The sequence below is a fragment of the Burkholderia sp. THE68 genome, assembly GCF_009938265.1.
Classification (GTDB): Bacteria; Pseudomonadota; Gammaproteobacteria; order Burkholderiales; family Burkholderiaceae; genus Caballeronia.
The window spans coordinates 39,732-65,395 of the sequence record NZ_AP022317.1; the positions used below are offsets into that span (position 1 = coordinate 39,732).

Below are 25,664 nucleotides of genomic sequence, written 5' to 3' on the forward strand. Positions count from 1 at the left end.
GTCCAGAGCGACCAGGCGGGAGCAAAGGAAAGGGAGGCAGGATGCTCGACTTGAAGCTATTGAAGACGTTCGTGGTAGCGGGCGATCTGTTGCATTTTGGCCGTGCCGCCGAGGCACTTCACTCGACGCAGCCCGGTGTGACGCAACACATTGCCCGGCTCGAAGAGCAACTAGGCGTCCAGTTACTTCGGCGCAGTAAGCGCGCCGTATCGCTCACCGAAGCGGGAACGACACTACTTCGGCAGGCATCGCAAATGCTCGCGCTAGCGGATCGCATGCATGCCGATGCGCGCGCGATGGGCGATGGTTTGGACGGCCACCTGCTGATTGGACTTTCATCTGCGATCATTCATAGCACCGTGCCTGCGGATATCAGGGCCTTTCGCCACGCTCATCCGCTGATTCGAATATCCCCGACCGTCGAGCGTGCGGATCGTTTGTATGAGTTGCTCGATGCGTCGCTCGTCGACGTTCTCGTCACCACACTACCCAAGCGCGACGATCAACTCCACAACGTAAAACTCCAATCGCGCATCGAGATGGGAGTTGCATTGCCAAGCGATCATCCGCTCGCGAAAGAGCCGATGCTGTCGATCGGCGATCTTGCCGGTGAACCCTTCTACACCGTGCCGCGCGACCGTCATCCTGAGGTGTACGACAGTCTCACTGCCATCATCAGGCGGCGCGGCCGGCCGGCTCGCATCGTGGGTCATGAGATTTCTTTCACTAATCTGCTCGCGCGAGTAGCGCTTGGCGACGGCGTAGCGCTCGTGCCTGGCGCTTACGCGGGCGTCGCGACGCCCGGCGTGAACGTCGTGCCGATCAGTGACGCATCATTGTCGACGCTTCAAACGTATCTGGTTTATCGGCGTGACCATGGCGAGGTCGCCGTCGAACATTTTATTCGAGCGATGAGAGAGCGAAACGTTGCGTCAGGACTACGTCAAACGCGCGTCGTTAATAAGCGTTCGTTATCAAAGGCGACGAAATAATAATTGGCACGGTAATGCAGAAACATTCACCATCTCAAAGATTTCGCTGAAAGGGCGTTGCCTTCGTCATGAAGCAGGCGCGACATCACTATGTTGCGCACACAGGCTCACCGACGTTGAAGTGATTCCCGCCGCTAAAGAACAGGAGGTCGAATGAATATCGATATCGTGCCAGGCGCGAACAAGCTTGCGGACTGGTACGCCGTTTACGCTCAAGGCGCAACCGCGTTACTGGGTGATGCGGCCCGCATCAACGTCATGCGCTCGGCGGCGATGGTTGACGAAATGATTGCGAAGGGCGACCCCGTGTATGGGGTGAATACCGGCTTCGGCAATCTGTCGAATCGACGGATTGATGCAGCCGACCTGCATACGTTGCAGGAGAATCTCGTTCTTTCGCATACGGTCGGCGTGGGCGATCCACTGCCGGAGGCTGTCGTGCGCCTCGTTATCGCGCTCAAGCTGACGGCGCTGTCGTTGGGCGCATCCGGTGTGCGCGGTGAAGTCGTCGGGTTGCTCGAACAGATGCTGGTGCGAGGTGTGTTGCCGATGATACCGGGGCAGGGTTCGGTCGGTGCATCCGGAGATCTTGCGCCGCTGGCCCATCTCTCGGCGGTGATGATCGGCCGGGGCCGCGCGACATTCAATGGCGTGCTGCTGAGCGGCGCGGACGCATTGTCGCGCGCTGGACTGAATCCTGTCCGATTCGGTCCGAAGGAAGGACTCGCGATGCTGAATGGCACGCAAGTATCCACGGCCTTGTGCCTCGCTGGAATGTTCGAAATCTGGCGGGTTGTGCAATCGTCACTGGCCGTTGCAGCGCTGACCTTCGAAGGCGCGCTTGGATCGACCGCGCCTCTCGATCCGCGCATTCACGCGCTCAAGCCGCATCGCGGGCAGGTCGAGGTCGCCGCCGCTTTGCGCAATTTGCTTAAGGAAAGTGAGTTCCGCGAGTTGCAACGCACTAAGGGACGCTTGCAGGATCCCTACAGCTTGCGCTGCATTCCTCAGGTGATGGGCGCATGCCATGAAGTGTTTCGCTTCGCCTGTGCGATGCTTGAGACCGAGGCGCGCAGCGCGTCGGACAACCCGCTGATCCTCGTCGATAACGGTGACGTCATCTCTGGCGGCAACTTTCATGCGGAACCCGTCGCGTTCGTCGCCGATGCGCTTGCAAACGTCGCGGCCGAGACCGGCGGCATGGCCGAGCGGCGTATCGCATTCCTGCTCGATGGATCGATGAGTGGTTTGCCGCCATTTCTGACGGGCACCAGCGGACTGACGTCTGGTTTCATGAGCCTGCAGATCACGGCGGCTGCGCTCGTAGCGGAAAACCGTCAACGTTCGCATCCCGCGTCGGTCGAGAGCGTTCCGACGGTGGGCAATCAGGAAGATCATGTATCGATGGCTACGCACGGTGCGCGCCGTCTTCTGGATATGGCGCGCAACGCGAATTCGATCGTCGCAATCGAGCTTCTCGCCGCAACGGAAGCGATGGATTGTCACGGTGCGTTGCGCTCGTGCGCGACGCTCGAATTGCTGCGTTCCGCCGTGCGCGAGCGCGTGCCCTCGATGGCCACGGACTGGGAGTTCTCTAGCGCGCTGGACCATGCACAGTCGCTTGTGAGCAGCGGCGAACTCGTGAAGCTCGCTGGATTGGATCTCGTACCACGTTTCGAAACATGAACGTGTCCAAGAGATGGGGCGTCGCTTGTGCGATTTGTGTCACTGCGATCGAGGCGGTGCATGCTGTCTATGGGATTGGGAAAGGTTCATGCTAACCCCCGACTATCTTTCCAAACTAAAACTCGTTCCGGAGAGCGAACGCTTCGCTCGGTTACCCGAACGGGTCGGCAATTCGCTTGCTGATCTGGACGTCGTTGTGTTCAACGTGCCCGACGATGCATCGGATACCGATGCATGCATGGCTCGTTACGATATTCCGGTCGAAGACAATGCCAACACCATCATCGTGCGATTCAAGAAGAATGGTGCCGAACACCTGGCGGCGATAGTCGCGCTCGCGGACAAACGAATCGACGTCAATGGCGCGGCCCGGAGAGCGCTCGAGGCAAGCCGCATATCGTTCGCTTCCCCCGACGACGCTGTCAGCGCTTCTGGAATGGAATACGGTGGTATCACGGCGTTTGGTCTGCCTGTCGGCTGGCGAATACTGGTGGACACGGCTGTACTGGAGCGGAAGATGATCGTCATGGGCGCTGGAATACGAGAGGCGAAGCTTCTCTTGCCACCTTCAGCGTTGTTGAGTCTCTCAGGCGTTAGCGTGGTCTCACTGGCCAAGCCGAATTCGTAAGATGGATGACGATGGTGAGCGGGGTTCGCTGCGATTTTCTCCGGTTCGGCTGCGCGCCTTCAAGGTCGGCTCGGGGGCAAGGGTCATCACTTATGGGCATCCTGTCGAACTTTGATGTTCAGCAAACGCAGGAATGACTTGTGCGGACGAAGAGAATCGTATGTGATGCTCGTTTGATATCCGCTACGGGTTTTGCGAGAACCTATCAGGTGGAGGGCGGCTAACTCAGCGCCCGCCCGCATTGGGCGGATGATCGTTTGTGTCGGCTCCTGCAGTGATTCGTCGCGCAGTCGAATCGAAATAACAAGCCAACGGCCGCACTCGACGAGTGCCGGTCGGCTGGTCGTCTTTCCCGTCGAATGGAGCACGAGAATGTACGCACGGTCTCTGAACATAAATGTGCACGAAAGCCAGATCGACGATCTCATGCTACGCCTGCGGAACACCCGCTTTCCCGCGTGTCTCGACGCGCAACAGTGGGATGATGGCGCGAGCTTGGCATTCGTTCGGCGATTGACGGACTATTGGCAAAGTCAGTTCGACTGGCGTGCGCAGGAAGCGCGGCTCAATGAGTTGCCGAATTTTCAGGCGACCATCGACGGATGCGAAATTCACTTCGTTCATCAAAAAGGCAAAGGTCCAGAGCCGATGCCGCTCGTGCTGACTCACGGTTGGCCGGGCTCGTTTGTCGAGATGGAGCGCGTTCTCCCGCTTCTGACAGACCCCGCATCATATGGCGGCGATTCGGCTGACGCGTTTCATGTCGTCGTTCCTTCATTACCCGGCTTCGGCTTTTCTGCAGCCTTGCAGACTTCCGGAAGCGGCTCCCATGGCGTCGCCGGAATGTGGCTCGAAACTCATGACTGAGCTCGGCTATGACCGCTTCGGGGCTCAGGGAGGAGACATTGGCGCCGGAGTTTCGATGTGGCTTGCGCACCGTTTCCCCGCACAGATGATCGGCGCCCATGTCAACTACATCCCTGCGAGCTTTCGGCCGAGCATGAGCGACAGCGTGCATGCGATGACCGAAGAGGAACGCGCCTATCTCGACGCCGTCATAACTTGGTCGAGTGCAGAAGGTGCGTATGCGTCGGTCCAAAGCACCAAGCCCCAAACCCTGTCATACGCGATGACCGATTCTCCTGTTGGCCTTGCCGCCTGGATCGCAGAGAAGTTCCGGACCTGGAGCGATTGCAATGGTGACATCGAAAGCGTCTTCACGATGGATCAGCTACTGACCGATATTTCAATCTACTGGTTCGGCCACACGCTCGACGCGTCTTTTCGGATTTACAGGGAAAACCGCCTCCGCCCGCTGGCTTTCGGCCCGTCGGGACGAGTGGCGACGCCGTTGGGCGTGACGGTATTTCCCCGAGAGCTGCCGATGCCTCCTCGTTCCTGGGTCGAACGGGCCTTCGAAGTACAGCGATGGAGTTCGATGCCACGTGGCGGGCATTTCGCGGCACTGGAGCAACCGGAACTGCTAGTGGAGGAGATTCGGGCTTTCTTTCGTCCGCTTCGTCACGCCGGTGGATACGGAGCGGGAAGCGCGAATTGATTAATAAGGAGGAGAGCGATTTGATTGAGACGAGTCGAGACTTGATTTTCCGATCATCGGATAGCAATCGATACAAGAGCGGCGTGGCGCTGGTTTGGGTCGTCGTGCCATGGTGCCGGGTTGTACCACGCTTTCCTCAGGGTCGAAAGCTCGCTTCGGTGTTGCGACTTCGTAGGAGGCGCATTGCTTTTGATCAAGGCCAGGTTACAGCACTCGGTTGGGCTCAAGTGTGATCCATGCGAGCCGCCGGCAACGGGATATCCAGTCATTAGGAGCGCCAGCGCAGCAAGCGCCGAGCGATTTCTCGTGAGGTAGTCCATATAGCAACTCCACGCGTCTTTCAGACGGGTTAATGTTGGTCGATAAAGCCGGAAGGTAGCCCTAACGTAGTTTCCATGTGAAAGGCCGTCTCGGGCGTGAATCTCTAGCCGCGCATCAGTTCGGCTACCCGCGTCAAGCTAGACTCAAGTCCTAACGCGATATTCTCCGCGCCCACGGCATTGACGAGAAACTTCAACGACCGAGTTTTAACAATGGGCGCAGCTTGCGAAGGTCCGCTATCAGTTGATTTCAAAAGGGGGGCCCAGCCCTGCGCGATTAGGACTTGCCGGATGAGGACATCTCTTTGCTGAAAGGCTTGCGAGCCAGCGATCGAGAAGGTTGTGAGCGTAGGTGGCGAGAGGGCATTCAGCAACAAGGAACGAAGAGGTCTGCGTCCAACCGAACCAAAAAAAATGATAACAAGTCAGGAGACGCGGTATTGTGGCGCGCGCCTCGTTGGCGAGCGACTGGTCTGCAAGGTGAGGGCGCCCGCTGACTCGAGCGGCGATCAATGACGCGTCGTGACCTGTGCGGCGGATTTCCCCGAAGCCGCGGAAGTTGACCATGGCAAAGCAGGATCTCCTGACGACATCGGCATCCACGCGACGCGGATGGCGATCTGGCGCATTTGAAAAAGGTGGTAGCCGCGGTAAAAGCGTCAACAGCACATCAATTGCCAATCGGCTCAGCGTATTGGATGACGCGCATACGTGATCTGCGAGTTCGCCCGGCAATCTGCTATGGAACGTTGCATCAAGGATTGCGAACGCGAACGAAAAGTGTCGGCGCCGATACGCCAACGTCGAGTTGCGAGGGCGGCTTGATGGCGCGGCGAAAGATGAATCCACAGCCTATACCGCGGGAACGTCTGCTCGCTCTGACTGATCCCCTACAACGCTGGGCGTAGGCCTGCGTTATCGCGGTCCGACTTCACTTTAATGCACTCGTCGAAGATAGGCGTTCGGTCTGCTCAGCCGGAAGCACACGGCCACTTGCCGAAGTCGCGTCCGCTCTGCGCTGCATTCGACTTTCGTCCCGCGGTGCGGTTGCAAGAACCCCGCCAACAACGACCGCGCCAATGATAGCGATGCTTGACGCGAGCATGATCTGCCGGCTGAAGCTTCGAGGCGAGGACGTCGTAATTTCTCCCGATGCTTCCGCAGTAGGGGCGTTCGGCGGTAGAGCGGTCTCGCAGCGTTTGCATACAGAGACCATAGCGCTCACTTCGGCTCCGCATGTATCGCATATTGTGTAGCGCATTCTATTATTTTCTCGATTTTCTACGTCACGCGCGGCGGTGGTATCCGTAAGCTGAAGAGGCCGAAGCGATGTCGGCATAACGGCAGTGTAAGCGCAAGACTTGAGACGCCTTGGCAGGTGATCTGACGAACGAAAAGTTTTCGTCGGGCGAAGTCCCAACGCAACCTCACGAGCACCGATGCCTGAGTGTCGGAAATGGCCGAATGAGAAAGTGCGAGCGACGGCTGCACTGGCTAAAGCTATGGCATGTCAAAAAGCTGCGAAAGCACTGTAAAGTAAACCGAAGGCAGTCCGTAAACAGCATGAAAGTAATGGATTTCCCATCGGGGGAAACCCTTTCTGCGTCTGTCTACGGAGAATCACAACCATGAAGGTCGTCACCAAACTGGGCCTGGGCTTCGGCATCGTGCTCTCGATGTTGTTCGCGGTGCTCGCCTTCGGCCTCGTCAGCATGTCGCAAATCCAGGCGCGCTTCGATGAAGTCGTCGAAGTCAACAATGCGGAAGCGAAGCTCGCGCACGCGCTGAGCCTGTCGGTGAGCGACCGGATGATCGCGCTGCGCAACATCGTGCTCCTGACCGATTCGGTCGCGGTCGAGACGGAGAAAGCGCGCATCCGCGCGCAGGCGCAAGGCTATGCGCAGGCGTACGGCGCGCTCGGCGCGCGCTTCAAGGAAAGCGAGCACACCTCAGCAACCGAGCGCGCGGTGTTCGACAAGCTGCGCGCGAACGAGGCCGCCGCCGCGCCGATCATCGAAAAGGCGATCTCGCTTGCCGAAGCGCGCGAGCAGCAGGCGGCGATTCGCGTGCTGATCGACGAGTTGCGGCCGGTGCAGCGCGAGTGGATGAGCACCACGAAAGACATGATCGCGCTGCAGGACGAACAGAACGATATCGCCAACCGCGATGCCGACGCCGCCTACGCGCGCGCCAAGGCGATCATGCTCGCGCTCGGCGCGGCGGCCGTGCTCACCGGCATCGTGGCCGCGCTCGTCATCACGCGCGGTGTCACGCGCGCGCTCGGCGGCGAACCGGGCGAAGCGATGGCGCTCGCCGCACGCATCGCGCAAGGCAATCTGCGCGATGCGATCGCCGTCGATGGCCGCAGCCCCGACAGCCTGATGGTCTCGCTCGAAACGATGCGCGCGCGTCTGAACACGATCGTGCTCCGCATTCAGTCGTCGAGCGTGGCGATCGCCGAGGCGGCCAGCGAGATCGCGCAAGGCACCGTCGATCTCTCGAAGCGCACGGAGTCGCAGGCGGCATCGCTCGAAGAAACCGCCGCGAGCATGGAGGAATTCGCGAGCGCCGTCGCGAAGAACGCCGACAACGCCGCCGAAGGCACGCACGCCGCAACCAAGGCATGCGGCGACGCGACTCAGGGCGGCGACACCGTCAACGACGTCGTCGCGACCATGCGCAGCATCGCGCAGGCTTCCTCGCACATGGCCGACATCATCGGCGTGATCGAAGGCATCGCGTTCCAGACCAATATCCTCGCGCTCAATGCGGCGGTCGAGGCCGCGCGCGCGGGCGATCAGGGACGCGGCTTCGCGGTCGTCGCCGGCGAAGTGCGCGCGCTCGCGCAGCGCAGCGCCGTGGCCGCCAAGGAGATCAAGACGCTCATCGACGATTCGAACGCGCGCGTGTCGAACGGCTCGGTGCTCGTCGAGCATGCGGGCGGCACGATCGAAGGTCTGATCGCGTCCGTGAGTCGCGTGACGGGCATCATGAGCGAAGTGGCGGCGGCATCCGGCGAGCAGCGTATGGGCATCGATCAGGTAAATGTGGCCGTCGCGCAGATGGACGAGGTCACGCAGCAGAACGCGGCGCTCGTCGAACAGGCGTCCGCCGCCGCGCAATCGCTCGCCGAGCAGGCCGAAGCGTTGCGTCAGGCGGTCGCGGTGTTTCAAGTCGAGTGAGCCGCGGTCCGAGTCAGGCGTCGCCGACCGCGAAGTCCCTTACTAATGCGTCGCGGCCGGTGACGCTGCGGCGCAGACTAAGTTGCAATAGTCGTGCTCTCGCTGTCGCATACAGACGACCGAACGGGTTCTGCGCGTTGACTCGAAAGGCGCCCGCGCGTGACCCTCAGACGTACGCTTTCGAAGAGCGCCTGCGTAGAGGGAAGGTTTGCGACGCCTGAGACGACGCGCACGATTCATGTGTCGTCTCACTATCCCTCAATGCATTCAACGGCAATCATCGCCTTCGGCCAATCAGCGACGCCCAGCCGCGTTTGAGAGCAAGCTGCCAAGGGGCCGCACTCTACTCGAAGGCAGTCATCGGAGTCTTGAAAGAAAGCGGCCCCCAGCATCTGATCGCCTAGGTGAGGTCGGCGCGTCCCACCTAACGCGTGCTTTGTCTGGGGAGGTCGTCGTTTCGCTACACTGCGCATTTTCGCTGACGATCTGCTAGGAGAAGGCGCATGGACCGCATGGTGGCGATGGAGACCTTCGTAACAGTTGTCGATGCGGGTTCGTTTTCTGCCGCCGCACGCCGCCTGAAGCTCGGCCAGCCAGCCGTCTCAAAGGCGGTCGCACAACTGGAGGAACGTCTAGGCGCCCGTCTGCTGCTGCGATCGACACGTGGCCTCGCGCCGACGGATGCCGGTCAGCGTTTCTACGATCACGCACTGAGGGCCATCGATGAGGCCGATCAGGCCGAGCAGGCTGTGCGCGCGTCGTCGGAAGGCTTGTCGGGACGGTTGCGCATCGGCGCTGCCGTTACGTTCGCCCGGCTGCATGTCTTGCCAGCCCTCAAGTCTTTCCTGGATCAGCACCCCAATCTGAGCATCGACATCGTACTTGACGATCGGTCCGTCGATTTGCTTGGAGAGGGCGTCGATGTCGCATTGCGTATGGGCACGCTGGACGATTCGACCATGACCGCGCGTCGCATCTCCAGCGCGCGGCGGTTCGTCGTCGGCACACCGTCATATTTCGCCGAAGCCGGCGTCCCTCAGACACCTGTCGACCTTAACCGCCATCAGGCAGTCGTTTACTCGCTGCGAGGCGGCGGTGAATCGTGGTTGTTCAGCCGCAGTGACGGCTCCGACTCGACCGTGACCTTGTCCGGCCGGATAAGCGTGAACGCGGCTGAAGGCATGCGCACGGCGGTACTCGGGCACATGGGCTTTGCCGTCGCTTCGGAATGGATGTTCGCCCCCGAACTCGCAAACGGCACGGTTCAGGCCGTCCTGACTGACTGGACGTTGCCGCCGATCGACCTGTGGGCGGTTTTCCCGTCCGGTCGCATGGCAACCACGAAGGCGCGTGCCTTCATCGCGTTTGTCGAGCACCTTCTCGATGAGCGCAACTCTGGCGCAGGCCTCACCGGATAGACGCTGCGCACCTTTGCCCCCTCGCAGCAGGAATAGGCGCTATTCCCCGCCCGCGGCTACCGGGCGATTCCGCCTCAGCGGAGGATACGCATCAACCAATGCACGAAACATTGGCTCCGATGCAGCAGTCCCTTCCGGCTGTTCAAGCCGGAGGACCGCTTCAAAACCTACTGTTGAGGAAAAGCATGACCCAAGCTCTGAAAGGCAAACTCGCGCTCGTGACGGGCGCTTCGCGTGGAATCGGCGCAGCTATTGCGGCGCGTCTTGCGCGCGACGGCGCATCCGTCATCGTTCACTACGCGTCGAGTGCGGCGCGGGCTGAAGCCGTCGTCAAGGAAATCCGCGATGCCGGCGGCGAGGCTGAGGCTATCGGCGCCAATCTGTCGCAGCCAGAAGGCGTCAAGAGCCTCATTGGGTCGCTGAATGGCGCGTTCGGCGGCCGCTTCGAAGGGCGGCTCGATATTCTCGTCAACAACGCTGGCACAGTCGAATATGGGCCGTTCCTCGATTCGTCGGACACGTCGTACGACACGCACTTCAACCTGAATGTGCGCGCGCCGATCGAACTGGCAAAAGACGCGGCTGCGCGCATGGTCGCGGCAGGCTGGGGGCGCATCATCAACGTGGGCTCGGCTTTCGGCGAAGCCGCGCCCTTGCCTGGCGTGACGCTCTACATCGCCTCGAAATTCGCCCTCAGAGGCTTTACGCGCGGGTTATCGCGTGAACTCGGGAAATTCGGCGTGACCGTGAATGCCGTGCAACCCGGCCCGATCGATACAGAACTCGCTCCGCAACCCGGCACGGAAGACCACGCAACGATGACGAAGCTCGCAAGCGTTGGCCGTTTCGGAAAACCGGAAGAAATCGCGGCGGCCGTAGCTTATCTAGCCAGCCCTGAAGCGGGCTATACGACCGGGGAGAGCCTGACGGTCGACGGCGGATGGATTGCCTGACCCGGGCCGCCAAGCATTTCGCTGACACTGCGGCGGCGCCGTGATCGGTTTAGGGGTGCAACCTACCGAGCGGTGCCAGTCGAGGGACTCGCACACAGTTGACGGAACCGATCGGGACAGCATCAGGAGCGGCTGCGCGTCGCATGTGCGACCGCTTTTGCTTCGGTGCCAGTGGTTGACCGCCCAAGGTCGATCAGAGACCCTCGCCGCTGCGGTGATCGGGCGTTACACGAAGTCCTGACCGACGAATGGCCAGGTGCAGCTACAACTCATCATGCTCAACCCGCAATGGCTGCGCACGTTCGCTGCGCTGGCCGAACTCGGCAACTTCACGCGCGCGGCGGAACGGCTCGATCTGACGCAGGCGGCCGTCTCTCAACATTTGCACCATCTGGAAGATGCGCTCGGTCTGCTGGTGATACGCCGACCGCGTGCCATCGAACTAAGCACTCAAGCACTCGAGCACTCGAGCACTCGAGCATCGCTCGCAAGAAAACTTCTGCAATCCAGGCGCCGGCTCAAGCAGCGGCGCGGAAAAAGCAAATCCTGCAAGGACCGACCCGGTCGATGCCGACGTAGGCAAGCGGCAGAGTGCTTATAATCGCAATATATCGATTCACCATTTGCGATTCGAAACTTTCGTCGATGCCGATCAGTGCCTATGCCGAAGCTGAAAACACCAGGGTCCGCACCGCCTTCCACGCGCAGCCGCAAGTCGTCACAAGGGTCGCCGACCGTCCAGGACGTCGCGCGTCTCGCAAAGGTTTCCGTGGGCTCGGTATCGCGCGTACTCAACGGGCGCGACAACGTCGCCCCGGAAATCCGCGAGGCCGTGACGAGAGCGGTCGCACGGCTGAATTTCGTGCCGAATGCGGTGGCGCGCAGCATGCGCAGCGGGAGCTCGAAAGCGATCGCGTGCCTGATCTCGGATATCGCACAGCATACGGCGGCGCAGATGGTAAGCGCCGCCGAAACTCGCTTGCGCGAGCGCGGCTACGAGATTCTCATCGCCAATTCGCACTACGACCTGGAGCGCGAGCGCGCCTTTCTCGAAAGCCTGCGCCAGCGTCGCCTCGACGGCCTGATCGGCGTGATCTCCGATGACGAGACGCCCTCGTACTACAACATCCTCCATACGCTGAACATGCCCGTCGTGCTGTGGGAGCGCGATGCGCAAGGCCAGTTCCATTCGGTGCTCACCGATCACGCCGACGGATGCCGTCAGGCCGTGCGTTATCTGGCGTCGCTCGGACACAGGCGGATCGGGCTGGTTGCGGGCCACGAGCACACGTGGGTCGGGCGGGAGATGGTGCGTGGGTACACCGTCGAGTGCGAAGCCGCCGGCATCGCAGTGGATCCCGCGCTCATCCGACGGACCGACGCCTTCGACGAAGCCGCCTGTCACGCGCTACTCGCGGGGCCGTCGCGGCCGACCGCGATGGTCGCTCCGCTCAACGACGCCGCACTGGTGCTGCAGATCGCCCGCGAGCTCGGCCTGAGCGTGCCGCGCGATTTCTCGGTCGTGTCGGTCGGCGATCATCAGTACGCGAGCCTCTGCGCGCCGGCGCTGACCGTCGTGACGCAGGAGCCGCGCGACATCGGCAGGGAAGCGGCGGACCTCATGCTGCAACTGCTCGACGGCACCGCGCCGCCCGGCATCCGGCGGTCGCGGCATCCGATGCGCATGATCATCCGCGAATCGTGCGCCGCGCCGCCGGTTGCGGCCGCCACGCCGGGTCGCCGCCGGGCGCGGACCGTTCAGCCCGGCTGAGCCTCTCAGGGTCAACCCGATTTGACAGCGTGTTTCAGATCGGCGATCTTTCGTGAATCGATTCACCGAAGGGGCAAACGAAGGGCGCGCGGCAGATTTTCATCGCATTTCGCCGGCTGGAATCGCATTTCCGGCGTTCCTCATTTTTGATTGGTTGACGTGTAAGTATCAGGTTCGTATTGTTAGTGAATCGATTCACGAATGTCAGAACGGGGACACAAAGGACAACAATGAGTTTCGACAGAACCCGAAGACAGATGCTTCGAATGGGCGCAGCGGGGCTCGCGGGCTGGTCGCTGCCGCTCGCTTTCGGCCAGCGGGCACTGGCGGCGCAGGGCGGCGTGCTGACGGTCGCGATCCCGAGCAATCCGCAGACGCTCGATCCGATCAATCAGCCGAATCACGACGTGATGGCGATCAACCAGCTGATCTTCGAGAATCTGGTCGGCATCGATGCCCACGGCCAGCGCGTGCCCCAACTGGCGCGCGCATGGACCGTCTCGCCCGACCGTCTGACGTATCGGTTCGATCTGGAGCGCGGGGTGACCTTTCAGAACGGCCAGCCGTTTTCGTCCGCCGATGTGAAATACAGCTTCGATTACGTGCTCGATCCCGCGCACAAGGCTTTCCGCCGCCCGTTCTGGACCGTCATCGATGCGGTGACGGCGCCGGACGCGAACACCGTCGTGATTCGCCTGAAGCGGCCGTATCGGCCATTGCTCGACTACATGTCGAAGTACATGGGCATCTTTCCGACAGGCAGCCGCGAGCAGCACCCGGGCGACTTCTTCCGGCATGCGCCCGTGGGCGTCGGCACGGGGCCGGGGATTTTCGTGCAGTCGCGGGCGAACGACTTCGTCGAACTGCGCCGCAACCCGAATTACTGGCGTCGCGGCGAGCCGCAATGGGAGCGCGTGATGTTCCGCATCATTCCAGAGGAGTCGTCGCGGCTCGCTTCGTTGATGTCGATGCAGACGCAGGTCATCAGCGCGCCACCCGCGCAGCTTTTCGGGCAGATTCGGCGCTCGCCGGGCATCGCGGGTGACAGCAGGCCGTCGCCGACGAGTCCGCTGATGCTGTGCCTCAACACGCGCAAGGCGCCGTTCGACGATCCCGCGTTTCGTCAGGCCGTCTCACTCGTGATCGACCGAGTGAAAATCTGCCGCGACCTGTGCTACGGCGCGGTCAAGGCGAGCAGCATGCCGTTCGCGCCGGATTCGCCGTGGTACGACGCAGCCAGCGCCGCGAGCCTCGATTTCGATCTGGCGAAGGCCCGCGCCGCGCTCGCGCGCTCGAAATACGCGACGGGCGCGTCGTTCGATCTGTTGTACGTGCAGCCCGCGTATCTGATCGATACCTCGACCACTGCGCTCTTCATGCAGTCGCAGCTCGCGTCGATCGGCGTGCGCGCCAATCTTCGGCCGCTCGACTTCGGCCAGATGATTTCGCAGGCGATGGTCGGGAATCATCAGGCGGTGCTGACGGGTTTCATCGCGCCGCCGGAAGCGACGTACCTTCTGAACGCGCTGTTCCGTCCGACCGAGAGCCTATGGAAAGCGACCGGCTACGACAATCCCGCTTTCGTCGATCTGATCGACAAGAGTTACGGCGCGGACGAACCCGCCGAACTCAAGGCGCTGCTCGCGAATATGCAGCAGACGATCGCGCGCGATGCGCCTGCGGTCTGGATCGGCGCACTGGAAGTTCAGAACCTATGGCGCAGCGAAGTGAAGGGTTTCGAAGTGAACACGGGCTTCTCGCTCGCACTCGGCGGCGTGTCCGTCGGGCGGGCATGAGGGATATGCGATGAGAATCTTCTCCAGGCTGCTGTCCTCGCTGATGCTGCTCGTCGTCGTGAGCGCGCTGCTCTTCGCGATGTGCCGCGCGACGCCCGTTTCACCCGCGCGCCTCACGCTGGGCAGCGACGCGAGCGCCGATCAGATCGCATCGTTCAACCGTCAACACGGGCTCGACAGGCCGGTCGTCGCGCAATACGGGGCATGGCTCACGCACGCCGCGACGCTCGATTTCGGGCACTCGTATGTATCGGGCAACGACATCGGGCCGGAGATCGCCGATACGTTGCCGGGCACCGTCGAGCTGGTCACGCTGTCGTTCGTGCTGACGCTCGTCATGTCGATCTTGCTCGGCACGATCGCGGCATTGAAAGAAGACGGCACCGCCGATCATGTCCTGCGGATCGCGGCGATCGTCGGACTGTCGATACCTTCGTTCTGGCTCGGCCTGCTGCTGATTCGCTATGTCGCGCTCAAGACGGGCTGGCTGCCGGTCGGCGGACTCGCGCCGTGGGCCGACGGCATCGGCGCGCACCTCGGCTCGCTGATACTGCCGGTGCTGACGATGTCGGTCTATTACATCGCGGTGCTGAGCCGTCTCGTGCGCACGAACATGGTCGATGCGCTCTCGCAGGACTACATCCGCACGGCGCGCGCGCTCGGACTGCCGCGCGGACGCATCCTCGTCTATGCATTGAAGAACGCGTTGCCGTCGCTCGTGAGCACGGCCGCGATGAGCTACGGCTACATGTTCGGCTGGGCGCTCATCGTCGAGCAGATCTTCAACTTGCCGGGCGTGTCGCGCGCGCTCCTGGCGGCGATCTTCCAGCGCGACTATCCCGCCGTCCAGGCGATCGTGCTAGTGATCACGACGATTTTCATTGTGTCGAACGGCTGCGCAGATCTCGTGCAGGGCGTTCTCGATCCGAAGGTGAAACGCAAATGATGGCCGATTCCTCCTTGCCTGCCGTGCCCGAACGGCCTTCCGCGATGACCGCCACCGCGCGCAGCGCGGGCCGCTTCGTGCGTGCCCTGATGCGCGAGCCGACCGGTGCGGTCGGGCTCGTGTTGATCGTCGTGCTGCTCGGCGTCGCGCTGTGTGCGCCGATCCTGCCGCTCAAAGATCCGTTGAAGCTCTATATCGACCATCGCTTGCAGGCGCCGGGCGCGGAGTTCTGGCTCGGCACGGACCAGGTCGGACGCGACATGCTGAGCCGCGTGATCTGGGGCGCGCGGGCATCGCTTGCCATCGGGCTCGCGGCGGTCGCGATCGGCGTGGTGCTCGGCACGGCCATCGGTCTGATCGCGGGCTACAAGGCGGGCACATGGACCGACGAACTGCTGATGAAAACGATGGAAGTGCTCGCGTCGATTCCGCTGCTCATCTGGGCGATCGCACTCGTCGGCATCACGGGAACGGACACGATTCATGTCGCGGGCATCGCGCTCTCCAACGAGACGAAGCTCGTGTTGCTGATCGGCGTGCTCTACGCGCCGGGTCTCGCTCGTCTCACGTATGGTCTGGCGCGGGCCGAGGTGCAGGCGGAATACGTCGCGGCGCGGCGTCTTCAGGGCGCGAGCGCAACGCGCATCGTGCTCTCCGACGTGCTGCCGAACATCATCTCGCCTGTGCTCGTGCAGGCGACGCTGCTGCTCGGCGTGACGATCATCGTCGAGGCGTCGTTGAGTTTTATAGGACTGGGCGTGCAGCCGCCGACGCCGAGCTGGGGCGCGATGCTCTCCGACTCGCGCGCGCTGATCTTCACCGACTTCTGGTGGGTCTCGATCTTTCCCGGCGCGGCGGTGTTCGCGAGCGTGCTGGCGTTCAATCTCGTCGGCGACGGCATGCGCACGATCCTCGATCCGAGGCGTCGTCGCCGCGTGGCCGACGCGACGCAGGGAGGTGCGGCATGAAGAGCGAACTGCTATCGGTGGAAGGGCTGCGGGTCGCTTACGGGCACGGCCGCGATGCGCTCGAAGTGCTGCACGGTCTCGACCTGACAGTGAGCGCCGGCGAGGCAGTTGGCCTTGTCGGCGAGTCGGGTTCGGGCAAGAGCGTGGCGTCGCTTGCCGTGCTCGGCCTGCTCGGTTCGGGCGGGCACGTGACCGGCGGGCGCATTTTCTTCGAAGGCGAAGACCTCGCGCAGGCCGGCGAAGCGCATCTGCGCGAATTACGCGGCAAGCGTCTGTCGATGATCTTCCAGGACCCGGGCACCGCGCTCAATCCCGCATTCACGATCGGCACGCAGATCGCCGATGTGATCCGCGCGCATCGGCCGGTGCGTGGCCGCGCGCTTGCGGGTGAGATCGAAGACATCCTGGCGCGTGTCGGCTTCAGGGATCCGCGTCGCGCGGCGCGTGCCTATCCGCACGAACTGAGCGGCGGCATGAAGCAGCGCGCGCTGATCGCGGCGGCAATCGTCTGCGAGCCCTCGCTCCTGATCGCCGACGAACCGACCACCGCCCTCGACGTCACCGTGCAGGCGCAGATCGTCGCGTTGCTGCGCTCGCTGGTGCGCGAGCTGAACATGGGCCTCGTCTTCATCACGCACAACCTCGACCTGATGGCGGAGCTGTGTTCGCGCGCCGTCGTGCTGCGTCATGGCGAGGTCGTGGAGCACGGCGAAGTCGCGCAACTTTTCATGCAGCCGGCGCATGCGTACACGCGCCAGCTGATCGACAGCATTCCGCGTTTGCCGCGCGAGGCCATGACCGGGGAGGGCCGCAATCATGCTGCAATCTGATCGCGCCGTGCCGCTGCTTCGTTTGTCCGATGTGGGCAAGTCGTATGCGCTGGGGCGCTCCGCGCTCGCGCGCCTCTTGAGGCGCGAGCACTTTCACGCCGTAGCCGGGCTCTCGTTCGACCTCGCAGCGGGCGAGTCGCTCGCGATCGTCGGCGAGAGCGGCAGCGGCAAGTCGACCGTCGCGCGCATGATGGTGCGCCTCATCGAACCGACTGGCGGCGATATCGAGTTCAAAGGGCGATCCATCTCGCAACTCGCGGGCGACGACCTCGCCGCGTTCCGCAAGCAGGTGCAGATGGTATTCCAGAGCACGATGAACTCGCTCAATCCGCGCAAGACGGTCGCCACGTCGCTCGCCGAAGCCATCGGCCGCGACGGCGTGCCGATTTCCGATCTGCTCGACATGGTGCGCCTGCCGCGCACGGTGCTCGCGCGCCTGCCGCATCAGTTGTCGGGCGGGCAGCGGCAGCGCGTCGGCATCGCGCGAGCGCTGGCGCGTCGGCCGACGCTGCTCGTCGCCGACGAGCCGACCTCCGCGCTCGACGTGTCGATTCAGGCGGAGATCATCCGCTTGCTGCGCGAGCTGCATCGCACGGCGGGTGTGACGCTCGTGGTCATCAGCCACGATCTCGCGCTCGTCGGTGAACTGTGCGAGCGCGTCGCCGTCATGCAGACAGGTCGGCTCGTGGAAATCGGCAACGCAAGCCAGGTGCTGCATGCGCCGCGCGAACGCTACACGGCGGAACTGCTTGCTGCGATTCCCCGAGGACTTGCAGGACAGCACGCGGCCTCGTGAGCGGCGCAACAAACCCACTACGCGACTGAAACGAAGCCCGGACATTCGGTGGACTGCATGAGTATCCGCACCAAATGAATCGATTCATTCGCGAACATCAATCGTCGCCACGACCGGAGCATCGGCGACGCCAGTCTGGAGAGAAGCAGTGAAGATCAGATCGCTCGGCATGCTCGCGCTCGCGGGCGCGAGTTGTGCGGCCCACGCGCAAAGTTCCGTCACGCTGTATGGCGTCATCAACGAGGCGCTGACGTGGTCGTCGAATCAGGGCGGCCATCACGCCGTGCAACTGACGGGCAACGGCGAGTACGGCAGCCGCTGGGGCCTGAAAGGTGCGGAAGATCTGGGCGGCGGAACCCAGGCGATCTTCACGCTGGAGAACGGCTTCAATCCCGTCAACGGGGCGCTCGGCCAGAACAACCGCATGTTCGGGCGTCAGGCGTACATGGGCGTGGCCAACGCGCAGTACGGCACGCTGACCTTCGGGCGCCAGTACGACGCCATCGTCGGCACGCTGCAGACGATGACGTCCAACGGCGCGTGGGGCGGCGTGATGTTCTCGCATCCCTACGACAACGACAACACCGACAACTACCTGCGCGTGAACAACTCGGTGAAGTACACCTCGCCGAATTTTCACGGCTTCACCGGCATCGCGATGTACGCGTTCAGCAACGCGGCCGGCGACTTCTCGAACAATCGCATGTGGTCGGTCGGCAGCATCTATACGCAGGGACCGTTCTCGATCGCGGCGGCTTATTCGCTCTACGACAGGCCCGGCGTCAACACCACGCCGACGGTCAACACGGGCGGCGCGATCACCTGCTGCGACGCGCCGATCACCTCGAAGCGCGAGCAGATCGCGGGCATCGGCGCGTCATACATATTCGGGCCCGCGAAGTTCAGCCTGATGTACAGCAACGCGATCTACAACAACGTGGGCACGTCGCTCACGAGCGGCATCAACTATCGCTTCAACAACTACGAAGCGAACGTGCGCTACACGATCACGCCCTCGCTCATCGTCGGCGCGGCGTACACCTACACGAGCGACAACATCACCGGCGGCTCAGATGGGCCCGCGCAGGTGCACTGGCACCAGGTGAACCTGCTCGTCGACCAGTTCCTGTCGAAGCGCACGTCGGTCTATCTGGAAGTGATCTGGTTGCGAGCCGGCGGCGGGGCATTTCCGCGTCCGGTCGGCGGTCCGCTGCCGGCGACGTCGGACGGCACGCTGGCTTCGCAGGTCCAGACCATGAGTCCGTCGTCGTCGAAGAATCAGGCGGTGGCGAGCATCGGCTTCGTGCACAAGTTCTGAGCGGCTTTTTTTTGATGCTTTTGATGAATCGATTCACTGACGCGCCTTTGGCGGCGTCGAACATGAAGAGGCGGTGAGCATGTCAGAAAGACTTTATCGGGCAGGCGTGGATATCGGCGGGACGTTCACCGATATCGTCGTCATCGACGATCTGGGCGTGGTGCACACGAAGAAGGTGTCGTCCACGCCACAGGACTACGGCGTGGCGATCGTGACAGGACTGGAGGCGCTGCTTGCGTCGCTCGGCGCGACGCCGCGTCAGGTGACCGAGCTGGTGCACGCGACGACCATCGCCACCAACACGGTGCTGGAAGGCAAGGGCGCGCGCACGGCGCTGGTGACGACGCGCGGCTTCCGCGATGTGGTCGAGATCGGTCGCCTGCGCGTGCCGATGCTCTACAACCTCGCGTATCGCAAGCCCGCGCCGCTGGCGAAGCGCCGTCATCGCCATGAAGTCGACGAGCGTCTGAATGCCGACGGCTCCGTCGCCAAGGCGCTCGACGATGCCGAGGTCATCGCGGTGGCCGAACGGATCGCGGCGCAGGACATCGAATCGGTCGCGATCAGCCTGCTGCACGCCTATGCGAATCCGGAGCACGAGATCCGCGTTCGCGAACTGTTGCGCCGTGTGCTCGGCGAGCGCGTGTATCTGACGTGCTCGCACGAGATTCTTCCGGAGATCCGCGAATACGAGCGCACCAGCACGACCGTGGTGAACGCGTATCTCGGACCCGTCGTGGTGAGCTATCTGCACTCATTGATCGCGAGACTGCGCGATGTCGGCATGCGCGGGCCGGTGCAGATCATGCATTCGAATGGCGGCGTGATGAGCGCGGCGGCCGTCATGCAGAAACCGGCGGCGATCATCGAATCCGGTCCGGCGGCGGGCGTGATCGCGGGGGCATCGGTGGCCTCGGCGTCGGGATATGCCGACTGCATCACCGTCGATATGGGCGGCACGACCGCGAAGGCCGCGATCATCGAGGGCGGCGAACCGGCGCGCACGACGGAATATGAAGTCGGCGCGGGCATCAACCTGAGCAGCAAGCTCGTGAAGGGCGGCGGCCATGCGGTGAAGCTGCCGTTCATCGATGTGTCGGAGATCGGCGCGGGCGGCGGCAGCATGGTGCGCATCGACGCAGGCGGCCTCGTGAAGGTCGGGCCGGACTCGGCCGGTTCCGTGCCCGGTCCGGTTGCCTACGATGCCGGCGGCACGACGCCCACGCTCACCGACGCGGTTCTCGCGCTTGGCTATCTGAATCCGCGCTATCTGGCGGGCGGCGAGCTGCGCATCGACCACGCGAAAGCGTGCGATGCGATGCGCGCGCACGTGGCCGAACCGACGAACACGGAATTGCACGAAGCCGCCTACGGCGTGTTCTCGATCGCCGCATCGACGATGACGCGCGCGGTGAAAGCCGTATCGACGTATCGCGGCCGCGACCCGCGCGACTTCGCGCTGTTCGCGTTCGGCGGCAACGGGCCGATCATCGTGCACGCGATCGCCGCGCTGCTCGACATGCGCACAGTGATCGTTCCGCCGAGTCCCGGCGTGTTCAGCGCGCTCGGCCTGCTGTTCTCGACGACGCAGCATGAATTCATGCAGACGATGTTCCGCCGGGTCGACACCGACGCCGCAGCGCCGCTCTGCGATGCGCTCGAAGATCTGGCAGCGCGCGCCCGTGCCGAGATGATCGAAGAAGGTCTTGCGCGCGATGACATCGAGTTGCGCTGCTCGCTCGATCTGCGTTACGCGGGGCAGGCGTATGAACTCGCCGTGCCGCTCGCGTGGCGATCGGGCGGGGCCGTCGATATCGCAGAAGTGAAGCGCGCCTTTCACGCGGAGCACGAGCGTACATACGGTCATGCATCGCAGGAAGATGTTGTCGAGCTCGTCAATCTGCGCGTGCTCGGCAGCCTGAAGTCGGAGCGCTCGCGCGTGTACGACGCGCGGCGCGCGGGAGGCGCCCGCGCCGACGCGGGGACGCGTGTGATGCGGCGCGCGTACTTCGGTCCGGCGCACGGTTTCGTCGATACACCGGTCATCTCGCGCGCGACGCTGCGCGCCGGGCCGCTCGACGGGCCGGTGATCGTCGAGGAATACGACTCGACCTGCGTCGTGCCGCCAGGCGCGCGCGCCCGTGTCGACGCGCATGAAAACATCGTCATCACGCTGGGAGACAACACATGACATCCGCCACGCACACGCCGTCTTCGGACGACGCCATCACCCTCGAAATCGTCAAGAATGCGCTCGGCTCGGTGGCGGACGAGATGGCGCTCGTCGTGCTGCGCTCGGCCTATTCGCCGATCGTGCGCGACTCGATGGACTTCTCCACCGCCGTCTTCGACCGGCAAGGCCGCGTGATCGCGCAAGGTCTCACGCTGCCGATCCACCTCGGCGCGTTTCCCGCGGCGATGCGCAACGTGATCGAGCGCTTCGGCGCAAGCGGCCAGCCGGGCGATGTCTATGTGATGAACGATCCGTACACCTCGGGCGGCATGCATCTTCCCGACGTGTATCTGATTCAGCCCGTGTTCTTCGGCGGAAACATCGAAGGCTACGTGGCGACGATCGTGCATCACGCCGATATCGGCGGCATGGCGCCGGGCAGCATGGCGATCGGCGCGACCGAGATCTTTCAGGAAGGCTTGCGCATTCCGCTGCTCAAGCTCTTCGATGCGGGCGAGCCGAATCACACGCTGATCGCGCTGCTCGAAATCAATTCGCGCATGCCCGATCAACTGCGCGGAGATCTGCGCGCGCAGGTCGCGTCGTGCCGCGCGGGCGCGCGCGGGCTCGCGCAACTGATCGAGAAATACGGTGCCGATGGCTTCGCCCGGCTCGTCGATGCGCTGCACGACTATGCCGACCGGCTGACGCGCCAGGCGATCGCCGCGATGCCCAACGGCGAATACTGTTATGACGACTTCATCGACGGCCTGGGCGACCGGCCGCAGCCGATCCGCTTTCGCGTCAGGGTGACGATCGCCGGCGACGAAGTGACGATCGACTGGAGCGGCACCGATGCACAGGTCGCCGGCGCGATCAACGGACCGTTCGCGACGACGCAATCGGTCGCGTACGCGGCGGTGCGCTGCGCGATCGGCGTAGACGTGCCGAATTGCGAGGGCTTCTCGCGCCCGGTGCATGTGTTCGCCGAGCCGGGCTCGATCGTCAATCCGCTGGAGCCCGCGGCGTGCGCTGCGCGCGGCATCATGGCGTATCGCATGTTCGACGTGCTGCAAGGCGCGTTTGCGCAGATCGTGCCCGATGCGATGCCCGCGCTTGGCGAAGGCGGTCCATCGGTGGTGTCGATCTCGGGACGCGGCGCGGCGGGCAACTGGCTGATCACGGACGGCATCCTTGGCAGCTGGGGCGCAAGCGCGCGGTGCGACGGCAGCGAGGGCATCGCCAATCCGCTCGGCAATCTGTCGAATCAGCCGGTCGAACTGATCGAGGCGCGTTTGCCCGTCGTCATCACGGATTATGGTTTCGTGCCGGACTCGGGCGGTGCGGGCAAGCATCGCGGCGGACTCGCGATGCGCCGCACGTATGCGCTGCGGGCGGAAAGCGCGTCGCTGGGCTTGCGCTCGGACCGGCGCGCTCACCGGCCGGCAGGTTCGCACGGCGGACTGGACGGCTCCCCGTCGTTCAATCTGCTCACGCGCGACGGCGAATCCATGCTGCTGCCGAGCATGCCAAGCTCGGTCATCGCGCTCGGGCGCGACGACCGGGTCTGTCATATCGCGGCGGGCGGCGCAGGCTACGGTCCGCCTTGGGAGCGCGAGCCGCAGGCGGTCCTGGAGGATGTGCTCGACGGACTGATCTCCGGGCGCATGGCGCGCGATCTTTACGGCGTGGCCATCGACGGAGGCGAGATCGATCCTGTCGCGACCGAAGCGGCACGCGCCGCGCTCGCGCAATTGCCCGCCGATGAACTGCGCGCACGGCAGGACCGGGTCTTCGCCGAATCGAACGGCCTGCAGGAAGCGCTGTCTGTCCGGACCGGCGAGGTGCGGACATGAACGCATGCGCCGACGACCTGCGCGAATACCGTCTGCTGCGTCCCGCGTGGGTGGAGATCGACGAAGGCGCGATCGCCGCGAATCTCACGGTGGCGCGCAAGCTTGCGGGCGACGCGAAGATCTGGTTCGTCTGCAAGGGCGATGGCTTCGGCTTCGGCGCGGCGAAGGTCGCGCGCCTCGCCGACGCCGCCGGTGTCGATGGTTTGTGTGTCGGCAGTCCGGAAGAAGGGATGGCGATCCGCGCGGCAGGCGTCACGCGCGACATCCTGCTGTTCGCATCGACGCTGCCGGAGAACGCGGTGCGCGTCGCGTCGCTCGGCCTGATCGTCACGATCCAGAGCATGGAGAGCCTGCGCGCGTTCGTGGCGGCGGGCGTTCCGGTCGATGCGTTCATCGAGATCGATCCGGGCTTCGGCCGTTTCGGTTTTCTCGCGTCGCAATGGGTAGAAGCGTTCGCCGTGCTCGCGCAGCAGTCGACCGTTCGCCTGAAGGGTGTCTACACGCACCTGAGTTCGCCCGGCGACGAGGCGATCACCGCGCGCCAGGCGGGCGTTTTCGATGCCGCGCTCGCCGATGCGCATTCTGCTGGTTTCCGCAATCTGGAGACGATGCTCGCGAGTTCGCGCGTGATGATCGCGCATCCGGCGCTGCGTTACAGCGCGGTCGATCCGGGACGGCTGCTCTACGGCGCGCTCGATGCCGAATGGATGGCGCGTGTGCCGTTGCGCCCGATGCTCAGCGCCATTCGCGGACGCATCATCCATGTGCAGGAGCATCCGGAGGGATCGACGCTCGGTATCGGCTATGCGGCGCCCATTCGCCTCGAGCGCGCGATGCGCGTTGGCGTCGTGCCGATCGGGTTCGGGGACGGGCTGAATCACGTGCCGCCGTTCGGACGCGTGCTGATCGGCGGACGCGAGGCGACGATCATGGGGCGGCGCTCATTGCAACACACGGTGATCGATCTGAGCGCGTTGCCCGAGGCCGGAGTCGGCAGCGTCGTGACGATCGTCGGCGAGGACGGCGGCGGGTTCATCGGCATCGACGAACTGGCCGATGCGATCCGCATTCCGGTGATGGAGTTGCTGCCCCGGATCGTTCGGATGTTGCCTCAGATATCCCGGACTTGAGTCGGGAGATGCGGACCGGTCGATGCGGGTTGACCCTAGATTTTCCCGCGTCATCGTTAGCTATAATCGCGCGGTCAGGCGCTGTGATCCAGCGTCGCGACAGGCAGGAAGGGTTACCCCCCATTCCCTGATCAACGCAATTGCCGTTCCCCACAGGAGACTGGCATGTCAGACCGACTCATCATTTTCGACACCACCTTGCGCGATGGAGAACAGTCGCCGGGTGCCTCGATGACCAAAGACGAAAAACTGCGCATCGCCCGACAACTCGAGCGCATGCGCGTCGATGTGATCGAAGCAGGGTTCGCCGCGAGTTCCGAAGGCGACTTCCAGGCGATTCGAGCGATCGCCAGCGAGGTAAAGGACAGCATCGTCTGTTCCCTGGCGCGGGCGAACGAACGTGACATTTCGCGAGCCGCCGAGGCACTGAAGCCGGCCAGCCGATTCCGCATTCATACCTTCATCGCCACATCCGCGCTGCATATGGAAAAGAAGCTGCGCATGTCGCCCGATCAGGTCTGTGAACAGGCGCGGCGCGCAGTGCGTCTGGCGCGCGGTCATACCGACGACGTCGAGTTCTCGCCGGAAGACGCGAGCCGCTCCGACCTCGACTTTCTCTGTCGCGTGATAGAAGGCGTGATCGACGAAGGTGCGACTACCATCAACGTCCCCGATACGGTCGGCTATGCCGTTCCGGATGGCTACGCTGCGTTGATCCGCGAGCTTCGTGAACGCATTCCCAATTCAGACCGGGCGGTCTTTTCGGTCCACTGTCACGATGATCTCGGCCTGGCCGTGGCCAACTCGCTTGCGGCCGTCAAGTCGGGCGGGGCCAGGCAGATCGAGTGTGCGATCAACGGCCTTGGCGAGCGGGCGGGCAATACGGCGCTCGAGGAAGTCGTGATGGCAGTCAGGACGCGACGGGATGTCTTCGGCCTTGATGTGCGCGTGGACACGACTCAGATTGTCGAAGCCTCGCGGCTGGTTTCGGAGATCACAGGCTTCACGGTGCAGCCTAACAAGGCGGTCGTCGGCGCCAATGCGTTCGCGCATGCATCGGGCATCCACCAGGACGGCGTGCTGAAAGCGCGCGACACCTACGAAATCATGCGCGCGGAAGACGTAGGCTGGAGCGCGAACAGGATCGTGCTCGGCAAACTGTCTGGTCGAAATGCATTCAGGCAGCGGTTGCAGGAGCTGGGAATCGAGATCGACAGCGAAGCTGAACTGAATGCAGCGTTCGTTCGATTCAAGGCGCTCGCCGATCAGGAAGCAACCGTGTCCGACGACGCACTCGTCGCTTTGTCGCGGCAAGACACGGTGGCGGATACAACCCGTTCGCA

17 protein-coding genes and 3 pseudogenes are annotated in these 25,664 nt (G+C 63.3%); 19 read left to right on the forward strand and 1 reads right to left on the reverse strand.

The window, feature by feature from the left end; all coding sequences use genetic code 11:
- Window positions 1-41 precede the first annotated feature (41 nt).
- The 4 genes and pseudogenes from BTHE68_RS21465 to BTHE68_RS21480 all read left to right on the forward strand — a co-directional run bounded on the left by BTHE68_RS21465 (window position 42) and on the right by BTHE68_RS21480 (window position 4,864).
- A complete protein-coding gene (locus BTHE68_RS21465; protein ID WP_162068348.1) occupies window positions 42-992 on the forward strand; it encodes a LysR family transcriptional regulator in 951 nt (316 codons plus the stop codon).
- 153 nt (window positions 993-1,145) lie between these two features.
- Window positions 1,146-2,678, forward strand: coding sequence for a histidine ammonia-lyase (gene hutH, locus BTHE68_RS21470; RefSeq protein ID WP_162068349.1), 1,533 nt, complete (start codon window positions 1,146-1,148; stop codon window positions 2,676-2,678).
- Between the two features lie 88 nt (window positions 2,679-2,766).
- Window positions 2,767-3,306 (forward strand): YbaK/EbsC family protein, encoded by a 540-nt coding sequence (locus tag BTHE68_RS21475; RefSeq protein ID WP_162068350.1) that lies wholly within the window; start codon window positions 2,767-2,769, stop codon window positions 3,304-3,306.
- Window positions 3,307-3,678: 372 nt separating this feature from the next.
- Window positions 3,679-4,864 (forward strand): annotated as a pseudogene (locus BTHE68_RS21480) (epoxide hydrolase family protein).
- A gap of 355 nt (window positions 4,865-5,219) precedes the next feature.
- Here the strand turns inward: BTHE68_RS21480 and BTHE68_RS36930 are convergent.
- Window positions 5,220-5,438 (reverse strand): annotated as a pseudogene (locus BTHE68_RS36930) (hypothetical protein); the annotation flags it as partial.
- 1,374 nt (window positions 5,439-6,812) lie between these two features.
- Here BTHE68_RS36930 and BTHE68_RS21485 point away from each other — a divergent pair.
- From BTHE68_RS21485 to BTHE68_RS21555, 15 genes and pseudogenes are all read left to right on the forward strand, one after another.
- The gene (locus BTHE68_RS21485; protein WP_162068351.1) at window positions 6,813-8,366 is read left to right on the forward strand and encodes a methyl-accepting chemotaxis protein; all 1,554 of its coding nucleotides are present in this window, start codon (window positions 6,813-6,815) and stop codon (window positions 8,364-8,366) included.
- Window positions 8,367-8,869: 503 nt separating this feature from the next.
- Window positions 8,870-9,784 (forward strand): LysR family transcriptional regulator, encoded by a 915-nt coding sequence (locus BTHE68_RS21490; protein ID WP_162068352.1) that lies wholly within the window; start codon window positions 8,870-8,872, stop codon window positions 9,782-9,784.
- A 185-nt stretch (window positions 9,785-9,969) separates the two neighbouring features.
- On the forward strand, window positions 9,970-10,737 hold the full coding sequence (locus BTHE68_RS21495) for an SDR family NAD(P)-dependent oxidoreductase (RefSeq protein ID WP_162068353.1): 768 nt from the start codon (window positions 9,970-9,972) through the stop codon (window positions 10,735-10,737).
- A gap of 256 nt (window positions 10,738-10,993) precedes the next feature.
- The gene (locus BTHE68_RS37350) at window positions 10,994-11,338 is read left to right on the forward strand and encodes a LysR family transcriptional regulator (RefSeq protein WP_502710603.1); all 345 of its coding nucleotides are present in this window, start codon (window positions 10,994-10,996) and stop codon (window positions 11,336-11,338) included.
- A 60-nt stretch (window positions 11,339-11,398) separates the two neighbouring features.
- Window positions 11,399-12,508: a LacI family DNA-binding transcriptional regulator gene (locus tag BTHE68_RS21505; RefSeq protein WP_162068354.1), complete on the forward strand. Its 1,110-nt coding sequence runs from the start codon at window positions 11,399-11,401 to the stop codon at window positions 12,506-12,508.
- Window positions 12,509-12,765: 257 nt separating this feature from the next.
- A complete protein-coding gene (locus BTHE68_RS21510) occupies window positions 12,766-14,304 on the forward strand; it encodes an ABC transporter substrate-binding protein (RefSeq protein ID WP_232078071.1) in 1,539 nt (512 codons plus the stop codon).
- Between the two features lie 10 nt (window positions 14,305-14,314).
- Window positions 14,315-15,250, forward strand: a complete 936-nt coding sequence (locus BTHE68_RS21515; RefSeq protein WP_162068356.1) for an ABC transporter permease — start codon at window positions 14,315-14,317, stop codon at window positions 15,248-15,250.
- Window positions 15,247-16,218: an ABC transporter permease gene (locus tag BTHE68_RS21520; protein WP_162068357.1), complete on the forward strand. Its 972-nt coding sequence runs from the start codon at window positions 15,247-15,249 to the stop codon at window positions 16,216-16,218. Before BTHE68_RS21515 ends, BTHE68_RS21520 begins: the two co-directional genes overlap by 4 nt.
- Window positions 16,215-17,048 (forward strand): ATP-binding cassette domain-containing protein, encoded by an 834-nt coding sequence (locus tag BTHE68_RS21525; protein ID WP_162068358.1) that lies wholly within the window; start codon window positions 16,215-16,217, stop codon window positions 17,046-17,048. The genes BTHE68_RS21520 and BTHE68_RS21525 overlap by 4 nt, the downstream gene beginning before the upstream one ends.
- Window positions 17,035-17,844 carry an ATP-binding cassette domain-containing protein gene (locus BTHE68_RS21530; protein WP_162068359.1) on the forward strand — a complete coding sequence of 270 codons (810 nt, stop codon included), beginning with the start codon at window positions 17,035-17,037 and terminating at the stop codon, window positions 17,842-17,844. The genes BTHE68_RS21525 and BTHE68_RS21530 overlap by 14 nt, the downstream gene beginning before the upstream one ends.
- Window positions 17,845-18,013: 169 nt before the next feature.
- Window positions 18,014-19,162 carry a porin gene (locus BTHE68_RS21535; protein WP_162069124.1) on the forward strand — a complete coding sequence of 383 codons (1,149 nt, stop codon included), beginning with the start codon at window positions 18,014-18,016 and terminating at the stop codon, window positions 19,160-19,162.
- 79 nt (window positions 19,163-19,241) lie between these two features.
- Window positions 19,242-21,353, forward strand: coding sequence for a hydantoinase/oxoprolinase family protein (locus BTHE68_RS21540; RefSeq protein ID WP_162068360.1), 2,112 nt, complete (start codon window positions 19,242-19,244; stop codon window positions 21,351-21,353).
- Window positions 21,350-23,191: a hydantoinase B/oxoprolinase family protein gene (locus BTHE68_RS21545; protein WP_162068361.1), complete on the forward strand. Its 1,842-nt coding sequence runs from the start codon at window positions 21,350-21,352 to the stop codon at window positions 23,189-23,191. Before BTHE68_RS21540 ends, BTHE68_RS21545 begins: the two co-directional genes overlap by 4 nt.
- On the forward strand, window positions 23,188-24,321 hold the full coding sequence (alr, locus tag BTHE68_RS21550) for an alanine racemase (protein ID WP_162068362.1): 1,134 nt from the start codon (window positions 23,188-23,190) through the stop codon (window positions 24,319-24,321). The genes BTHE68_RS21545 and alr overlap by 4 nt, the downstream gene beginning before the upstream one ends.
- Window positions 24,322-24,486: 165 nt before the next feature.
- A pseudogene (locus BTHE68_RS21555) lies at window positions 24,487-25,641 on the forward strand (2-isopropylmalate synthase); the annotation flags it as partial.
- Window positions 25,642-25,664: the final 23 nt, after the last annotated feature.

What these genes read in the sequence shown, in the direction of transcription:
- BTHE68_RS21465 (WP_162068348.1), top strand. Translation starts at nt 42, where the DNA reads ATGCTCGACTTGAAGCTATTGAAGACGTTCGTGGTAGCGGGCGATCTG.
- hutH (WP_162068349.1), top strand. Translation starts at nt 1,146, where the DNA reads ATGAATATCGATATCGTGCCAGGCGCGAACAAGCTTGCGGACTGGTAC.
- BTHE68_RS21475 (WP_162068350.1), top strand. Translation starts at nt 2,767, where the DNA reads ATGCTAACCCCCGACTATCTTTCCAAACTAAAACTCGTTCCGGAGAGC.
- BTHE68_RS21485 (WP_162068351.1), top strand. Translation starts at nt 6,813, where the DNA reads ATGAAGGTCGTCACCAAACTGGGCCTGGGCTTCGGCATCGTGCTCTCG.
- BTHE68_RS21490 (WP_162068352.1), top strand. Translation starts at nt 8,870, where the DNA reads ATGGACCGCATGGTGGCGATGGAGACCTTCGTAACAGTTGTCGATGCG.
- BTHE68_RS21495 (WP_162068353.1), top strand. Translation starts at nt 9,970, where the DNA reads ATGACCCAAGCTCTGAAAGGCAAACTCGCGCTCGTGACGGGCGCTTCG.
- BTHE68_RS21505 (WP_162068354.1), top strand. Translation starts at nt 11,399, where the DNA reads ATGCCGAAGCTGAAAACACCAGGGTCCGCACCGCCTTCCACGCGCAGC.
- BTHE68_RS21510 (WP_232078071.1), top strand. Translation starts at nt 12,766, where the DNA reads ATGCTTCGAATGGGCGCAGCGGGGCTCGCGGGCTGGTCGCTGCCGCTC.
- BTHE68_RS21515 (WP_162068356.1), top strand. Translation starts at nt 14,315, where the DNA reads ATGAGAATCTTCTCCAGGCTGCTGTCCTCGCTGATGCTGCTCGTCGTC.
- BTHE68_RS21520 (WP_162068357.1), top strand. Translation starts at nt 15,247, where the DNA reads ATGATGGCCGATTCCTCCTTGCCTGCCGTGCCCGAACGGCCTTCCGCG.
- BTHE68_RS21525 (WP_162068358.1), top strand. Translation starts at nt 16,215, where the DNA reads ATGAAGAGCGAACTGCTATCGGTGGAAGGGCTGCGGGTCGCTTACGGG.
- BTHE68_RS21530 (WP_162068359.1), top strand. Translation starts at nt 17,035, where the DNA reads ATGCTGCAATCTGATCGCGCCGTGCCGCTGCTTCGTTTGTCCGATGTG.
- BTHE68_RS21535 (WP_162069124.1), top strand. Translation starts at nt 18,014, where the DNA reads ATGCTCGCGCTCGCGGGCGCGAGTTGTGCGGCCCACGCGCAAAGTTCC.
- BTHE68_RS21540 (WP_162068360.1), top strand. Translation starts at nt 19,242, where the DNA reads ATGTCAGAAAGACTTTATCGGGCAGGCGTGGATATCGGCGGGACGTTC.
- BTHE68_RS21545 (WP_162068361.1), top strand. Translation starts at nt 21,350, where the DNA reads ATGACATCCGCCACGCACACGCCGTCTTCGGACGACGCCATCACCCTC.
- alr (WP_162068362.1), top strand. Translation starts at nt 23,188, where the DNA reads ATGAACGCATGCGCCGACGACCTGCGCGAATACCGTCTGCTGCGTCCC.